Source organism: Deltaproteobacteria bacterium (genome assembly GCA_003194485.1).
Taxonomy (GTDB): Bacteria; Desulfobacterota; Dissulfuribacteria; order Dissulfuribacterales; family UBA3076; genus UBA3076.
On record PQXD01000001.1, the window covers coordinates 19,257 to 35,216 of the forward strand.

Below are 15,960 nucleotides of genomic sequence, written 5' to 3' on the forward strand. Positions count from 1 at the left end.
ATGGGTTCAAAAGAGACATCCGGAACGAGAGAAGTTCAGCTTGGACCACTGACTCGCCAGGTGCACCTGCCGAAATGGGCGTTTCGAGACCTCTTTTAAAGAAAATATTATATAATCTCCCATAGACACGTATTCATCATTACTCCATACCCGGTAACACTCGGCATATCCATAATAAATTGTCAGGATCTATCAGCGCAAGGTCTGGCTGGCGACAATTACTTTTACAACGGCCGGGTATTTTCAAAGTAAAATGATCCGTCACGGCAGCTTAAGTGTATACTTATACAAAAGGCTGTCCTTCCAATACGACTGTGCCGGATCTGAAAAAAACCTCTTAAAAAGCGCCAGACTTTCTTTTCTCTTAATTCCTCCCAGTATTTCGATGCGGCTTCCGGCATAGAGATTATCACTTTTAATATCAAAGAAACTACCGGCTGGCCCGGCCGCACCGGTCAGTGGCTCTGAAAAATCCAGACCCGTTGCCCCGCCCATGACATCTTCGTAAGCATAAACTATCCTCTTGATGCCGTTGAGGATAAGGGCCCCAAGACACATAAGACATGGCTCGAGATTGCAGTATGCGGTGATGTCTGCCGCACCATCCATGTGCCGGGCAGGATATCCCCTTTCCATCCAGTCCCTCAAGGCAGATACCTCGGCATGATCAAGCTCGTTCATATCCCCTGGCCTGGTATGCGATCTGATTCCGGACCCGACAATCATATCGCCGGAGACTAAAACGCACCCTACCGGAAAGTCACCCCTTGACAGGGCAATTGAAGCCAGATCCAATGCCTCAGACATCCATCTTTCGTGATTCAGATTCCCTTGTTCCTCAGCCACTTTTTGATGCTCACTTCAAGGGCAAAGCCCGCGTCCGTCTCCTGTATTATTTTTTTCTGCAGCAACCTTAGATCCTTTCTCTCAAGCTTACTATCAAGTCGTCTACAGATATAATTTACGCAGAGAACGTGCCTGGCAGGAATCCTGCAGCCCCGTTCCCCAAGAAACCAGCAGCCTGTCTCATCCCAGGGTGATAAAGGGAGACGACAACCCATCAGGAGGTTAATCAGAAGCAGAACCACGTCAAAGCGGTCCTCTACACCCTTTCCGCAACAGCTCCCGCCATCATTGACGGCGCAGTCGGTACACTCGGCAACGACTCCCGCCCTCTTCATCTGTATCCATGACTGCTGAATAGCCTGCCGATAAGTCTCAAGCAAAGGCCTGACTGCCTTATCGGTCAATAACTCCTGACCACAGACATGAAAAAGCCTCTCTGCACACCGGATCTTTTCAAGGATCGGATAGTCAGTACCTATAAGCAGCTTTACAGGATATCTGTCAATCATTTGCCCTTCCTGCTATCTTCATAAATAACTTAATCACTACACAGCCAATCGGACAAGGGCAACCGATCATACCAGAGCATCCGACGACCCGTCCTTTATTGACTTCCTTGGATAGGCAGTATAAAAACACCCTTAAGCAAGAGGAGAGTGCCGTGAAAGATGAATCACTATATGCCCAGGCTGGCGTGGATATAGATAAGGCCAATGAATTAGTTGAAAAAATACGGCCGATGGTCGCCTCTACCTTTACGCGTGGAGTACTTACTGAGATCGGCGGTTTTGCCGGCCTTTTTGCCCTTGAGCTTGATCGCTACCGCGAGCCTGTCCTGGTTTCCTCAACCGATGGCGTAGGGACCAAAATCAAGATCGCCACCCTGTGCAACATGCACAAGACCATCGGGATCGACCTCGTTGCAATGTGTGTCAACGACATACTGGTATGCGGGGCCAAACCTCTGTTTTTCCTGGACTACTTTGCTACAGGCAAGCTGGATCCCGAAAAAGCGGCGGATGTCATAAGGGGCATTACTGATGGATGCAAAGAGGCAAACTGTTCCCTTATCGGCGGTGAGACTGCTGAAATGCCCGGGTTATATGCAGAAAATGACTATGACCTTGCAGGATTCGTTGTCGGGGTCGTTGACAGGGACAATATCATCGACGGGTCAGAAATAGGTGTGGGCCATATGATAATAGGCCTGTCTTCAACCGGACTCCATAGCAACGGTTTTTCCCTGGTGAGAAAGATCTGTTTTGAAAAACTCGGGCTTACCGTCTCCGATAGATTGCCAGAGACCGGAGAACTGAACCTGGGAGAGGTCTTATTGACACCCACGAAGATATATTATAGTACAGTCAACCACCTGCTCAAGAAGCAACGAATCACCGGCATGGTGCACATCACCGGTGGTGCTTTTCTGGAAAACATACCCAGGATACTGCCCAAATCCTGCAGGGCAGTGATCAAAAAGGGCAGTTGGCCAATCCCCCCCATCTTTCATTTTTTACAGGAAAAGGGCAACATATCTGAAGAAGAGATGTTCAGAACATTCAACTGCGGTATCGGCATGGTACTCATAGCGCCTGAGGCAGAAATAAAGGACCTGCTTTTTCAGACCAAGGCGCTTAACGAACAGGCCTTTATTATCGGCCATATAGAAAAGAGAGAGTCTGAAGATCCGCCTGTGGTCTTTCAGGCATGATTACATTTCAAGACAGGACGTTTTCAGAGCGGAATCGCATGGTGCTGGTGAGCGCCTGCCTGATAGGACTATCCTGTCGGTATGACGGAAAAAGCAATCGTGATATCCGCTTAATTGATAAGCTCAGAGGAGCAAATGTCCTGCCCGTTTGCCCGGAGCAGCTTGGCGGCCTTACGACCCCGAGACCTGCTGCTGATATTTATTATGGAAACGGTATAGACGTATTAAATGGTCGGGCAAAGGTCTTGAATGTAAACGGACAAGACGTCACAGAGGCATTTAAGCGGGGTGCTGAGCAAACGGCCTTCCTGGCAAAGGCATTGGGCGTGAACCAGTGCTTTCTGAAAGCAGGGAGTCCTTCTTGTGGCATCACTGCACAAATCGGGGTTACAGCGGCAAAATTACTCTTAAAGGGATTTGACATTAAAGAAATAAGGTAAACAGCCCGGAAGACTATTTAATTCCCTGCCCCACCTTGTCTATCACCCTTTCGCGCAATTCCTTCCCAACCTTGAAGAACGGCAACTTTTTCGGTGATACTGAAATATTTTTACCGGTCTTGGGATTTCTGCCAATGTAAGAATCATATTTTCTCACTGTGAAACTACCGAAGCCGCGAATCTCCACCCCTTCTCCCTTTACCAAGGCCTCAGTCATGGCATTAAAAACCTCGTCCACCACGAATTCGGCTAATCGAATATTCAATCCGGTCTCTTTGGCAAGGACTTCTATAAGATCTGACTTATTCACCTGAACCCTCTTCTTTCCTTGTAAAGCAGCCTACAAAAACCCAAATATTATTAAGGAACAGAATGGCCATCGTGCAACCCTGGAGACCTCCATGAGAAAATCACAGGATGGAAGCCCTCCTGGATGGAAAAAAATAATGTCCGGATAAGTGCCCCGAAGACCAAAATAACATTTTTTGCTTTGTTCCTGGGAAGTTGTTATTAAATACAGATACGTTAATATCAGATTAAAGTTCCTTTTGGCAAGTCCTAAAAGGCAAAATTTTTATTTCTATCAAAAATCGCCATGTTCAAAAAATGGATCAAAAAAATAGGTGGACAAGAAGAAGAACCAAAAGGGTCTTCCCCCCATGAGCCTGTGGAGCAGATAGAGGCTGAAGAACAGGCACTTAATTCTTCTGCCCGGGGATCTTCAGAACCATCCGGCCAATCGGGCCCTGTTAAGGGAAACGAAACAGGGGCCGGGACGCCACGGCCCGGTCTCTTTAAACGCCTTAAGGAGCGGATGGGAAAGACCAGAGACGGGTTTATCCGACAGATGGACCAGCTCCTTCTCGGACGGCAAGAAATAGATCCCGGACTCCTGGACGAACTGGAAGAACTCCTTGTTATGGCAGATATAGGGGTAAACACCGTCCAGGATATCTTTGAGAAGCTGCGCATTGAAGTCAAAAAAAAAGGGCTTAAGGACCCTTTGGCCCTGAGAAAACGATTAAAGGAACAAATTGCGGATCTGCTTAAAGTGCCTTCGGGTCAAATTACATGGACGCCCAGCCCATTTGTAGTCCTGGTAATCGGGGTAAATGGCGTTGGCAAGACCACTACCATTGCCAAACTTGCTTACAGGCTGAAGCAGGAGGGTAAGGGCGTCCTTCTCGTGGCAGCAGATACATTCAGGGCCGCTGCAGCAGAACAGCTTGAGACCTGGGGAAAGCGCATCGATGTACCGGTTATAAAGCACAGTGCCGGATCTGACCCGTCCGCAGTAACTTTTGACGGCATGGAAGCCGCCATCAAGCGGGGTGTCGATGTAGTGATCGTAGATACGGCAGGCAGGTTACATACAAAGGTCAACCTGATGGAAGAGCTTAAAAAAATCAGCAGGGTAATCTCCAAAAAGATCCGGGGAGCCCCTCATGAGGTCCTGATAGTGCTGGACGCAACCACGGGTCAAAATGCCGTCTCCCAGGCCAGGCTTTTTAGTGAGGCTGTCGGAGTCACTGGGATAGTCCTCACTAAGCTGGACGGCACGGCAAAGGGCGGGATTGTCGTGAGCATTGCCGACCAGATGCAGATTCCTATCCGGTTCATAGGTATTGGTGAAAAGATGGATGACCTTAGACAATTTGACCCGGAAGAGTTTGTGGAGGCTATATTTGCTGAATAAAAATAAGGGATATTCAGGGGATGCCCCGGATTACGTTAAGCCGCTCCAGGAAATACCCCCTGTATGGCTGATTCAGCACGTTGATTTTTTCTTTCCGTCTTCTATGGATAAATGTTTATGGAACAATATGTTGCAGCAGTCGAGGAGACTGTAGATTTTTTTCAGAGAGAGTTGCCCTGGACCCCGGATGTATGTCTGATGCTGGGCACAGGCATGGGAGGTGTAGCCCAGGCAATGGATGTGGCATGGGCGGCCTTCTATGGTGATATTCCCAACTTTCCGGTATCCACTTCTCCTGAACACACCGGGAAGCTCCTGCTGGGTGAGATCGGGAATGCCAGGGTTGCGCTGTTTCAGGGAAGATTTCACTTCTATGAGGGCTACAGGACAAGGGAGCTTACATTACCCGTTCGGGTAATGGCCGGCCTGGGGGCAAAGGTGCTGATCGGGTGTAACGCTGCAGGGGGCCTTAATCTGGATTTTTCCTCAGGGGATCTGATGCTGATCAGGGATCATATAAACCTTATCCCGGATAATCCGTTGAGGGGGGCCAATATGGACAGATGGGGCCCGAGATTCCCTGACCTTTCAAAGGCGTATTCTGTCACACTCAGGAAAAAGATGGTTCAAGTGGCCGGGAATCTGGGGATGACATTGAGGGATGGTGTATTTGTGGCTGTTCCAGGCCCCAGCCTGGAGACCCCTGCAGAGACCAGAGCTCTCAGGATGATTGGTGCGGATGCCGTGGCCATGTCCCTGGTGCCGGAGGTAATCGTTGCTGTTCATGCAGGGATGGAAGTGCTTGGAATCTCGGTTATTGCCAATATAAACGATCCGGACAATTTCCAACCCATCCTTATAGAGGACGTTATAGCTCAGGCACATGAGGCGGAGCACCTGCTCGAACGTCTTCTGGTGGCTTTTCTAAAGGAGTTCTTTGAGTGGAGTCAGTAGATTTTCTGATATGTGGTGAAATTCTCATATCTCACCCGGATGATTCCCCAATCCCTGGTGGAGCTGTTGCCGTGAGAGATGATACTATCGTTGCAGCCGGTCCCTTGTCTGAACTTGCAAAAAGTTATGTTGCAAAGAAGACGATAGACAGGCCCTGCGGACTCATACTGCCGGGACTCATAAATTCCCATACCCATGCAGCCATGATCCTCTTCAGGGGCCTTGCCGATGACCTCCCTCTTAAAACATGGCTGGAGGACCACATATTCCCTGCCGAGGCCAGGCTGACTTCGGAACTTGTAGCCCTTGGGACCGAGCTCGCCTGTGCAGAAATGATACGGTGCGGAACCACGGGCTTTGTGGACATGTACCTGTTTGAAGACAGCGTTGCCTCGGTGACTGACAGGGTAGGGCTCAGGGCCTGGCTTGGAGAGGGAGTGTTTGATTTTCCGTCGCCAGCGTTTCCCTCAGGGGAAGAGGCCCTTAAAGAGACGGAACGCTTAATGGACAAATGGAAGGGGCATCCGAGGATCACTATAACCGTAGACCCTCATACTCCATATACCTGCAGACCTGAACTGCTCCGGCGCTCACAGAAATTGGCAGAGGCCGGGGACACACCGATAGTAATCCACCTTGCCGAGACAGAATGGGAGAACGCGGAGATACGAAGACTTCATGGAATTTCTCCTGTAAAGTATCTGGACAGGCTCGGCCTTCTTGGAGATCGACTGCTTGCCATCCATTGCATGAGCTTGAGCAAAGATGACATATCGCTTCTGGCACGGAGAGATGTACGGGTGGTTCATTGCCCGGAGAGTAATCTCAAACTGGCCTCCGGGATCGCGCCTGTGCCGGAACTCCTTGAAGCCGGTGTGGTAGTGACCTTGGGGACGGACGGGGCTGCCAGCAACAATGACCTTGATCTCATGAGTGAGATGGATACTGCCGCAAAGCTGCATAAGGGAATCAGAAAAGATCCAACCCTGATATCTGCCACTGAGGCCTTTTCCATGGCCACTACCTGGGCCGCAAAGGCCTTACACAGGGAGGACCTTGGATGCCTGCGCGAAGGGGCAATGGCAGACCTGGTGGTGGTGGACATGAATCAGGTTCACCTCCGGCCTTGCTACAATCCGGTATCCCATCTGGTCTATGTGGCAAGGAGCGGAGACGTGCAGGATGTCATGGTGGCAGGCCGTATGCTCATGAAAGACAGGGTGCTTACTACCATTGACGAAAAGAGACTGCTTGAGAAACTTTCAAAGGCTGTGAGGGAATTAGGGCTAAATTAGGAAACTACACGGTAATTTCTTACTCCCCGTTTGGCAGAAGGAATGTTAATCCCAAATTATGCACTTCAAACACCGAACAATAAGGAACAAATAGAAAAATCAGTAAATTATGGTGTATTGTCCAGTTTGGAATGTTCACCCAAAAGGTGCATTCCACCGGAGTTAAAAATTGTTCGGTATTTGAAGCCACAAGGGGCAGCCAATTTTACTAAATCTGCTTTGTTGTCAGGCACTTGAAGTACAAAAGTACGTCTGCGTGCCTTCCGCCTCGCATCTTTGGCAAACTTGGCTGCTGCATAATTCGGGTTAATAGTGCTATGGCAACAGGGCAAATGCCTTTTCCACCGCCTCTTTTGCCGACTTGACATAGTGAACGTCTGAGAGATGCTTCCAGGTCTTGAGGCCAACGACAGGCTTCCACATCTTGAGTGCAAGGGCTATTTCGGACAAGGTACCATGCGAACCTGATATCGCTATCAGCACGTCACAGCTCCTGACGAGTATGACGTTTCTGGCGTGCCCCATGCCGGTGACCACAGGGATCTGGATATACGGATTGGCATCTGTGGCCTTGACTCCAGGAAGAATACCAACAGTGAGACCACCTGCTTCGACGGCCCCTTTGGCTGATGCCTCCATTACTCCTCCAAGGCCGCCGCAGTAAAGGATGGCCTTATGTTCAGCAACTCTCCGGCCGACCTCCTCTGCCAATGCACTCAATCCAGGGTCACACAGACCTGCCTCCTATAATCCCGACCCTTGTCATTTGTGAGCGTTTACAGGTTCAGGGTTCAGCATTAGAGTCGTTTTTTTCCTTTTTCATGCCTTCTCCATTCAGAACTCACGAATCAACGGTTCAGATTTTCGTTAAACCCTGAACCCTGAACCCTGAACCTCTGAACCTCTGAACGTTTACCCTGCCTTATGCCTTCCAACCATGATCTCCCACAAGTTTCACAAAGCGGACACCGCCCATATCTTTCTGATGGATTTTACCGCCGGACTTTGTAACCTTTATGAGTGTCTGCGAGTATTCATCCCCGACAGGAATGATTAAAATACCTGGGTCATGAAGCTGATCGATAAGCGGCTGAGGCACTGAGGGTGAACCTGCGGTTACGATTATGGCATCAAAAGGCGCCTCGTCCCGCCAACCCCATGTGCCATCGTCTAACTTGAGGATAACATTTGTGTATTTGAGTTTTTCCAGAATATTCCTGGCCCTTGTCAGCAAAGCAGGAATGCGTTCCACGCCGTATACAACCCGGGAAAGCTCGGCCAGAACAGCTGCCTGATAGCCCGAACCTGTTCCCACCTCCAGCACTTTTTCATCACCCTTCAGTTCCAACTGCTGGGTCATCAGGGCCACAATATAAGGTTGGGAGATGGTCTGTCCGCTCCCGATTGGAAGGGGAAAGTCCCCATATGCCTGGTCCCAGAGCGCCTCGTCTACAAAAAGGTGCCGGGGTACATTGCGCATTGCCTTCAGCACATTGGGATCCTTGATTCCCCTTCGTTCAATTTGATGGGCAACCATTCTGTCCCTGGCTATCCTGAATTGATTATTGGACTTTGTTTTGGAGGCCCCTAACATAGTATACAGCTTTGATTACATGTCCTGATTCCATGACAATCTGCAGGCACTCCACTTTTTCTCTCCCCAGATAACGCCCCAGAAAGGGTATACGCTGCCAGAAGTGCCGGTGGACATCGTAGTAGTACCATTCTTCCTGGCCGGTCTGGTTTGTTCTTTCTGCATTTGGAGGACCAAAGAGATCGGATATCTCGGCCTTGGACTGACCCTGTTTCACCAGTGAGGCATCTACTGCAAGATATTTTCTGTGCGTGCCTGCGCAGGATGCAAGAAATAACATCAAAGTTCCGATAAGAAAAACTACAGGCAAGTTATTTTGTCTTATTTTCATTATTTTTTCAGCTTTTAGGCAACTTTATTAAACCATATACAATGTCACAAATCTTTTCAAATAAAAAAAGGATGTAATTTATGAGATGCCCGAAGTGCGGAAGAATAAGCTTTGATTATCTTGAGAATTGCCCAAATTGCGGACAGGATCTGAGGGAAATTGCTGCGGGACTTGGAGGCTTTGCAAAACCGGACCCCGAACTCGTCTGGTTCAGCGAGGATTCCGAGGCAGATAGCATCGGGACCGGGGCCGAAGTCCTTCTTGAAGAGCAAGAAGCCGGAAATCCAGCGGAACTCTCAAAAATTGATGTCTCCGACCTGGTGGATGCTTCTGACAAAGGCACTAAAACTGGTGTAGAGGAAATTGACTCCGGCGATCTTAAGGCTGTGGCTGATGACGAAAGTTTTCAGCAGGCCTTGGATCAGGTCCTGAAAAATGAATGACAGATTATAGTCCTGCCCTGATTATACTGCGAAAAGTCCTGAAACAGGATTCCGCTCAAAATGCTCCGGATGCAGGGCGCTGGAATTAGCTCAAAGCTCAAAGACCTATCGTAATCAACCACTTTCAGCTTCAGGCTTTCAGCTCTTATGCAACGCAGTAGATGGGGTATTTTCAGCGGAATCATACTTGAAATAACTGTACTAATAGGCTAAATAGTTTTGGCATGGGCGGTTAACTCAGTGGTTAGAGTGCCATCCTCACACGGTGGAAGTCACTGGTTCAAATCCAGTACCGCCTACCAATAAAATTAGAGAGTTATGATGCTTTTTGTCGTAACTCTTTTTTGTTTCTGCTACCATTTTGCTATCGCCTTGCCTCAAAAACAGTATTTTCAAGCTTGCGCCGATTCCTGATTGGTTTCTTTCATCAAGTGGATAAACATTTTGCTTCCCGGTATGCCGGTAATATGTGGCACGCGGGATGCTTAAAGCCTCACAGGCCGCCTTTCTCCCAACATCACAACTCAACTCGGTAACAGCACTCATCAGCTCTTCTCTACGCCTGGTTGGGGAATGCCCGGGATCTCTGAGATTTTTTTTGAACCTCGATAATGGTCTCAGCTTGCCTGAGTTTTTCGTTCAGCCTTCTGTTCTCCCGTTCCAGCTGGGCAACGACTTGGCAAGCGGGTTGACCTCCTTGGCCTTACGACCCCGCTTCTTGGGAGCAAGGCCTTGCAACTCCCCCTTATATACTCCCTGCTTCGCAAGGGATGATCTTTGGATCCTGTTGCGCCCTGTTCATTCCTGTAGCCTATGTCATGGAGGTACACGGCATAGAGGAGGATAAATACCTCGGCGGGCTTGAGCTTTTCCTTGAACTCGTCCGGAATGAGGCGGTCCAGGTAACCTTCCAGCCTTCCTGAATGATCTATGCCGTTCTTTTCTATGCCTTCAAGCCAACTCGGGGCTTCTTCCCTGACTCTTGAGATATGATCATGGAAATCTATCCCGCCGTCTGTTGTCTTCTCCTCTATGAGTCTGTCATCAAGGCGCATCCAAAACCTCCCTGCTCAAGCCGCAAAGCACGGGGCTTCTGTCGTGGATAGTAACCGGGAAGATAGTAAACTAAAATCTTCTGTAAGTATACTCTACACGGCTATAAACTACTTTTGGCTTGCTATGTAAGGATGCGGAATCAGCGTATCAGAAAATTCCGGCTCCAGTCCACTGGAATACGTACTACTTTTCCGGCCTTGTTCCTGAAAAGCAGATAACCTTTTTTATATCCGTAAAGGAATAAATCCCTGGTAATGGCCACGTCCTTATTGCAGTATTCGAGGATTTCCTTGATTTTTCCCTGCTTCCACCACTTGAGGGCCTGAATGCCATCAGCGGTCTTCTTCGTGCCGAGGGTGACGCCTGCCAGGTGATTCAGGGAAAGCCTGTAGCCAAGTCTTCTGTAAACATCTTCCAGAATGTCCAGGGTGGGAAGGCTCCAAAAATCCAGATCGCTGTAGGCAGAGAGCACCTTGTAATCAAAACGTTTCAGATTGAAGCCTATAATCAGATCCAATTCGGATAAGCGATCAATCAGCTCCGGGATTTCAGGCTCCCGGAACTCCAGAAAAGCGTCCCTGCCGGAGTCAAAGAGAACGGCACAGCTTACCCTCATCAGATCCGCCCTGTGCCACCCTCCGACCTCCTGGGCGGAGAGCTGGGTCTCAAGGTCAAAGACACCAAAGCGGGGAATTGAATCGGGATTATTTTTATACTTTTGCCTCTCGACCTCAGCAGCATAAGGCCTGTCTTTCCCGGATCGAAAGAATACCTCCCTGCTTCCTGTTATGCCCTTTAATACAAAGACAGCGGCCCTCTTGTCTATCGGCCGGTTGCCGGAGCCGCACTTGGGGGAATGTACGCAGGAAGGACACCCCAGCTCACATGGGCAACTCTCGATGACCTTCAGGGTCTTCTGTAAAAACTCTTCTGCTTTTTCAAAGGTCTGGCGGCTGAGGCCCACTCCTCCGGGTATCCCATCGTAAACAAAGACCGCGGCTTTGCGAACCTGCGGGTGATAAGGAGTGGATATGCCGCCAAGATCGTTCCTGTCGGTCAGGACCATAAGAGGTAATATTCCAATAGTAGCGTGCTCCAATGCATGGATTCCGCCCATGAAATGCATGCAGGCATTTTCCGTTGCCCTCCGGACTTCATCCGGGATCTCTACCCAGAGGCCCTCTGTCTCAAAGACCTGGGGCGGAAGATCCAGGGAGACAATGTTCAAGAGACGCTGTCCCCTTACATGCCTTTTCTCATATCCGGTGATCCGGTCTGTAATCCTGAGCCGTCCCAGAGATATACTGGTGGCATATACCCTCTTTTTCCCTAATACCTCCAGTATCTCAGTGGTCTTATTGCCCCTTACCCGTGTAAAATAATCCACCCTGGCTGGTGACACCTCTACGGTGCGGGTCTCTATGTCAAGCCGGTCAACTACGTAACTTTCACCCATGTGCAGATAGACCGCGCCGGGATGGGTCTCGCGATAGGCCCTGAACCCGTCGATTGCCCCTATGGTGCGGCCGTCATTCCCGGAGACTATCTGATAAGTCCGGCCAACGCCTCTCAGATTAATACCCCTTTGGGGGAATTTGCGGGCGGAATAGAGCTCTTTTCCATCTTCGCTCCTCAGGAGCTTTCCCTCTGACTCAAGCTTGGATATGACCCTTGAGACCTCTCTTTCCTTGAGCCATGGTTCATCTGTTCGTATTGTGATCTCTGATGCCGCACATACCAGGTGCCTGCCCATAATCACCGGATTTTCCGGATTTAATACTGCTGGCTCAGGAGACCGCCTGAGAAAATCTCCGGGATTTCGCATGAAGTACTGGTCAAGGGCGTCCTCCTGGGCGATGAGCACAAGGGCCGAATCCTGCAGGCTGCGGCCTACCCTGCCTCCCCTTTGCCATGTAGCCATGACCGTGCCAGGATAACCAACGAGCAGACAGAGATCCAGCGAGCCTATGTCAATACCCAGCTCAAGCGCACTCGTAGAGATCACTGCCAGCAGCTCGCCGCTTGAGAGCCTCCTTTCAATCTCTCTCCTCTCCTCCGGCAGATAACCGGCCCTGTATGTGCTTATGCGCCCGGCCATGGAACCTGCCCTCTGGCTGACCCAGATGTTGATCAGCTCGGCAAGCTTCCTGGACTGGGTGTAGACTATGGTCCTGAGGCCACGGGAGAGGGCGGCCCGGAGCAGTTTAATCGCGGTCTGCGCGGCCCCGTCTTCCGGATTAATGAAAAGCATATGTCTCCTGCCGTGAGGGGCACTGTTTTTGGCCACGGCCTGCACGTCAAGTCCGGTGAGTCCGGAAGTGAGCTCGGCAGGATTGCCGACTGTGGCTGAGCAGAACACAAATGTGGGACTGACCCCGTAATGGGCGCAGACCCTGTTCATCCTGCGAAATACCCAGGCCATGTGGGAGCCCATGACACCCCTGTATGTATGAACTTCGTCTATTATCACGTGGGTAAGGCCCTGCCAGAAGGAGGCCCACTTTTCATGATAGGCCAGAAGAGAGAGGTGGAGCATCTCCGGATTGGTCAAAAGCACATTCGGGGGCAGCTCCCTTAATCGCTTTCTTTTCCAGGCAGAAGTATCACCATCATAGGTGGCGCAGGTGGGAGCACGTTCCCTGTCAAGGCAGGCAGTCAATTCTCCGAATGCCTTCATCTGATCCTGGGCCAAGGCCTTTAAGGGAAAAAGATACAGGGCGCGGCTTAACGGATCTTTCAGGATCTGCTCGATCACCGGGAGGTTATATACCAAGGTCTTCCCGCTGGCCGTCGGTGTGGATACCACTACATGCCGGCCTGAGCGCACGAGATCAATGCCTGAGACCTGGTGGGAATAGAGGCGGGATATGCCGCTGCCCTTAAGAAGCGCTCGCATCTCATCCGGCCAGGGCCTTGCAGGACTGCCGAAACAGGCCTCTGTGGCAGGCAGCTCTTTGTGAAACACCACCTGGCGTCCCAGTCCGGGAGATGCCTTGAGGGACCTGACATAGTCTCCTATACTGTTTTGGCACTTCATCCCAGATTATGCACTTCAAATGCCGAAAAAAGATTTTTGTTTTTAGAAAGATGAACATCGAACATCGAACATCGAACGTTCAACGTCGAATGAAAAAAATACCCAATACCGACGCGCAGCGCAGGCGCTTGCGCCGCGTGACATTCAATGGCTATTTCTGTTTCTTCATCTTTTCCCATTCAATATTCGATGTTGGACGTTCGATGTTCGATGTTCATTAGTCCATCCGGTGCAAAAATAACTTGGTACTTATGGGTCTGTCTCTCGGATTGCTCTCCTCTTGCATGCAATTAAGAAGGGAACTATCATTCTTACATTTCAGTATACCACGACATAAAAAATTGTCTCTCTGCGAACTCTGCGGTGAACGGTAACAAGAGGGAAAAAACCAATGATCATAATCTTAAAACCGGATGTCGGCCCTGATAGCGCTGAAGTATCTCAACTCATGAACTATGTTCGCCAGTTTCCAGATATCAAACCCAGGATTTCAGAAATAAAGGGCGCCATCCGGAAAGTGACGGAAGTTTACCTGATCGGTCCTACTCATGATCTGCCGTTTGAGACCATGGAGCGTATGCCCGGAGTGGAAAAAGTAATAAGGGTATCGAGTAAATATCGCTTGATAGGCCGCCATGGAGGACAGTTGGGCCAGATCGGCTTTGAGTATAACGGGATTGCATTCAACCAGGACTGCCTTCATACCTTTATCGGGCTCTGTGCCGTGGATACCCCTGAGCACGTAGAAATAGTCTTCAGAAACCTTCAGAGGCTGAATATTACCACCGCCCGCATGGGTGCCTACAAGTCCCGGACCAGTCCTTACGACTTTCAAGGTCATGGGAAATCATGCCTGCCCTGGGTCTTTGAGCTGGCTGGTAAATACGGGATCAAGGTAATAGCCATGGAGGTGCTCAGGGCAATACATATCGAAGAAATCAGGGATGCTCTGGAACAGGCAGGGTACCCCACAGGAGTGATACTGCAGACAGGTACAAGAAATGCTCAGAACTTTGAGCTTCTTAAGGCAGTGGGATCTCAGCATGAATTCCCCGTACTGTACAAACGGGGCATGGGACTCAGCCTGGAAGAGTCACTAAACGCCTGCGAGTATATTGCCAGCGAGGGGAACCGCAATATCGTTATATGTTTGCGGGGGATTAAGACCAGGATGGGAGAACCCCATCGTAACCTTGTGGACTTTATACATGTCCCGGTCGTGAAGAGACTGACCAGGCTCCCTGTGTGTATTGACCCTACACATTCCGTGGGTTCCAAGGACCGTGCACCTGACGGCCTGCTCGACATCTTTCACGCCACGGCCCAGGGCGTGATTGCCGGGGCGAACATGATTCTGGTGGAATGCCATCCCAGGCCGGAAGTCGCCCTGTGCGACGGACCACAGGCACTGACAATGCAGGAGATAGATCACTTTGTGGCAGATGTGAATATTGCACGGCGTGCTTACGAGGAAAGAAAGGCCCTTGCTGAAAAGGATCGGGGGATAAAATAAAAATAACCATTCATCCATGTGCCATGAAATGGTGCAAAACACCAGGCACATCTGATGTGTCCACCCCGTTGAATCCCCAAAGGGGGTAGCGAAGCCGCATTCAACAGAGTGAAAGTTTGTAATAGTAAAACATCCTGTAATCATTAAACTAATAGCTAATCGCTCAGTTTAGGTTTAAATAAATTGGCGATGTTCCTTATGTCCTGTCTTGACAACCATCATTGTGAGGCATATTTTGAATTAAATTGAGTCAAGAGGTGACTTATGGCACAGATTACTTTACGCGGTATGGACTCGGAAACGGAACAGGAAATACGTAGAATGGCTCAAAAGAACGGTAAGTCCTTGAACCGTGTCATTTTGGACATAATCTACCAGCATACCGGATTTAAAAAAAAGGAGAAAAAATCCCTGTCAGAATCATTAAGAAAACTAGCTGGAGGCTGGAGTGAAGAGGATGCTTCTGAGTTTATGGAGTCCATAAAAGCATGTGAACAAATTGATGAGGAAATGTGGAAATGAAGTTCCTGCTGGATACCAGCGCCTATGTGGGGTTCAAGCGTAATTTGGTTAAAGTAGTTGAAGTCATTATTAAAGCTGAATTGATTTTATTTTCCCCGGTTGTTTTGGGAGAGTTAATGTTCGGGTTTCGTAACGGTACGAAATTTGAGAAAAACATGGATGACCTTAATAAGTTTTTACAACATGAAATTGTGAAGTTTGTACAAATTGGGAAAATTACTTCCGACCGTTATTCGAGAATCTCTGCCCAACTCAAACGCCAAGGAACCCCAATCCCTACAAATGATATTTGGATTGCAGCACAAACAATGGAATATGGAGCGGAACTCATCACGTTGGACAAACACTTCGAGACAATTAATGGACTGGTCTGTACAATCCTCTGATATGGAAAGGCTATAGAGCGTGTCCCGTAAATCATATCAGCCGAAGATTTCGATTCGGCCAAATTTTGGCCTTATGCCCCTCTGGACTTTCTGGAAATGCTGATTATTGAGATTCATTGTCATAAGAGCCTTATTC

18 protein-coding genes and 1 tRNA gene are annotated in these 15,960 nt (G+C 49.4%); 10 read left to right on the forward strand and 9 right to left on the reverse strand.

Going from position 1 to position 15,960, the window contains the following annotated elements; all coding sequences use genetic code 11:
• Nucleotides 1–261: 261 nt before the first annotated feature.
• Entirely contained in the window at nt 262–807 is a 546-nt protein-coding gene (locus C4B57_00100; GenBank protein ID PXF55897.1) for a tRNA-specific adenosine deaminase, read from the reverse strand.
• 14 nt (nt 808–821) lie between these two features.
• A complete protein-coding gene (locus C4B57_00105; protein PXF55898.1) occupies nt 822–1,355 on the reverse strand; it encodes a hypothetical protein in 534 nt (177 codons plus the stop codon).
• Between the two features lie 152 nt (nt 1,356–1,507).
• On the opposite strand from C4B57_00105, the gene C4B57_00110 reads away from it, so the two are divergent.
• Entirely contained in the window at nt 1,508–2,557 is a 1,050-nt protein-coding gene (locus C4B57_00110) for a phosphoribosylformylglycinamidine cyclo-ligase (protein ID PXF55899.1), read from the forward strand.
• Between the two features lie 38 nt (nt 2,558–2,595).
• On the forward strand, nt 2,596–2,997 hold the full coding sequence (locus tag C4B57_00115) for a DUF523 domain-containing protein (protein ID PXF56137.1): 402 nt from the start codon (nt 2,596–2,598) through the stop codon (nt 2,995–2,997).
• A 13-nt stretch (nt 2,998–3,010) separates the two neighbouring features.
• Here C4B57_00115 and C4B57_00120 read toward each other — a convergent pair whose 3' ends face one another.
• Complete coding sequence (locus tag C4B57_00120; protein ID PXF55900.1) at nt 3,011–3,307, reverse strand: integration host factor subunit beta; 297 nt, start codon at nt 3,305–3,307, stop codon at nt 3,011–3,013.
• 285 nt (nt 3,308–3,592) lie between these two features.
• Between C4B57_00120 and C4B57_00125 the strand changes: the two genes are divergently transcribed.
• The 3 genes from C4B57_00125 to C4B57_00135 all read left to right on the forward strand — a co-directional run bounded on the left by C4B57_00125 (nt 3,593) and on the right by C4B57_00135 (nt 6,942).
• Complete coding sequence (locus tag C4B57_00125) at nt 3,593–4,693, forward strand: signal recognition particle-docking protein FtsY (GenBank protein PXF55901.1); 1,101 nt, start codon at nt 3,593–3,595, stop codon at nt 4,691–4,693.
• Nucleotides 4,694–4,810: 117 nt separating this feature from the next.
• A complete protein-coding gene (locus C4B57_00130; GenBank protein ID PXF55902.1) occupies nt 4,811–5,647 on the forward strand; it encodes a purine-nucleoside phosphorylase in 837 nt (278 codons plus the stop codon).
• The gene (locus tag C4B57_00135; protein ID PXF55903.1) at nt 5,635–6,942 is read left to right on the forward strand and encodes an S-adenosylhomocysteine deaminase; all 1,308 of its coding nucleotides are present in this window, start codon (nt 5,635–5,637) and stop codon (nt 6,940–6,942) included. The genes C4B57_00130 and C4B57_00135 overlap by 13 nt, the downstream gene beginning before the upstream one ends.
• A 315-nt stretch (nt 6,943–7,257) precedes the next feature.
• Here C4B57_00135 and C4B57_00140 read toward each other — a convergent pair whose 3' ends face one another.
• The 3 genes from C4B57_00140 to C4B57_00150 form a co-directional block, all read right to left on the reverse strand.
• A complete protein-coding gene (locus C4B57_00140; GenBank protein PXF55904.1) occupies nt 7,258–7,677 on the reverse strand; it encodes a TIGR00725 family protein in 420 nt (139 codons plus the stop codon).
• A 187-nt stretch (nt 7,678–7,864) separates the two neighbouring features.
• Nucleotides 7,865–8,536: a protein-L-isoaspartate O-methyltransferase gene (locus C4B57_00145; GenBank protein PXF55905.1), complete on the reverse strand. Its 672-nt coding sequence runs from the start codon at nt 8,534–8,536 to the stop codon at nt 7,865–7,867.
• Nucleotides 8,505–8,867: a hypothetical protein gene (locus C4B57_00150; GenBank protein ID PXF55906.1), complete on the reverse strand. Its 363-nt coding sequence runs from the start codon at nt 8,865–8,867 to the stop codon at nt 8,505–8,507. The genes C4B57_00145 and C4B57_00150 overlap by 32 nt, the downstream gene beginning before the upstream one ends.
• A gap of 80 nt (nt 8,868–8,947) precedes the next feature.
• Between C4B57_00150 and C4B57_00155 the strand changes: the two genes are divergently transcribed.
• Nucleotides 8,948–9,310, forward strand: coding sequence for a hypothetical protein (locus C4B57_00155; protein PXF55907.1), 363 nt, complete (start codon nt 8,948–8,950; stop codon nt 9,308–9,310).
• Between the two features lie 226 nt (nt 9,311–9,536).
• Nucleotides 9,537–9,612, forward strand: a tRNA-Val gene (locus C4B57_00160).
• 315 nt (nt 9,613–9,927) lie between these two features.
• Here the strand turns inward: C4B57_00160 and C4B57_00165 are convergent.
• From C4B57_00165 to C4B57_00175, 3 genes are all read right to left on the reverse strand, one after another.
• On the reverse strand, nt 9,928–10,365 hold the full coding sequence (locus tag C4B57_00165) for a hypothetical protein (protein PXF55908.1): 438 nt from the start codon (nt 10,363–10,365) through the stop codon (nt 9,928–9,930).
• Between the two features lie 140 nt (nt 10,366–10,505).
• Nucleotides 10,506–13,403 carry a DEAD/DEAH box helicase gene (locus C4B57_00170; GenBank protein PXF55909.1) on the reverse strand — a complete coding sequence of 966 codons (2,898 nt, stop codon included), beginning with the start codon at nt 13,401–13,403 and terminating at the stop codon, nt 10,506–10,508.
• The gene (locus C4B57_00175; GenBank protein PXF55910.1) at nt 13,400–13,582 is read right to left on the reverse strand and encodes a hypothetical protein; all 183 of its coding nucleotides are present in this window, start codon (nt 13,580–13,582) and stop codon (nt 13,400–13,402) included. Before C4B57_00175 ends, C4B57_00170 begins: the two co-directional genes overlap by 4 nt.
• 212 nt (nt 13,583–13,794) lie before the next feature.
• On the opposite strand from C4B57_00175, the gene C4B57_00180 reads away from it, so the two are divergent.
• The 3 genes from C4B57_00180 to C4B57_00190 all read left to right on the forward strand — a co-directional run bounded on the left by C4B57_00180 (nt 13,795) and on the right by C4B57_00190 (nt 15,824).
• Nucleotides 13,795–14,916, forward strand: coding sequence for a 3-deoxy-7-phosphoheptulonate synthase (locus tag C4B57_00180; protein PXF55911.1), 1,122 nt, complete (start codon nt 13,795–13,797; stop codon nt 14,914–14,916).
• A gap of 264 nt (nt 14,917–15,180) precedes the next feature.
• Nucleotides 15,181–15,438, forward strand: a complete 258-nt coding sequence (locus C4B57_00185; GenBank protein ID PXF55912.1) for a hypothetical protein — start codon at nt 15,181–15,183, stop codon at nt 15,436–15,438.
• Nucleotides 15,435–15,824, forward strand: coding sequence for a VapC toxin family PIN domain ribonuclease (locus tag C4B57_00190; protein PXF55913.1), 390 nt, complete (start codon nt 15,435–15,437; stop codon nt 15,822–15,824). The genes C4B57_00185 and C4B57_00190 overlap by 4 nt, the downstream gene beginning before the upstream one ends.
• The last annotated feature ends 136 nt before the right edge of the window (nt 15,825–15,960 follow it).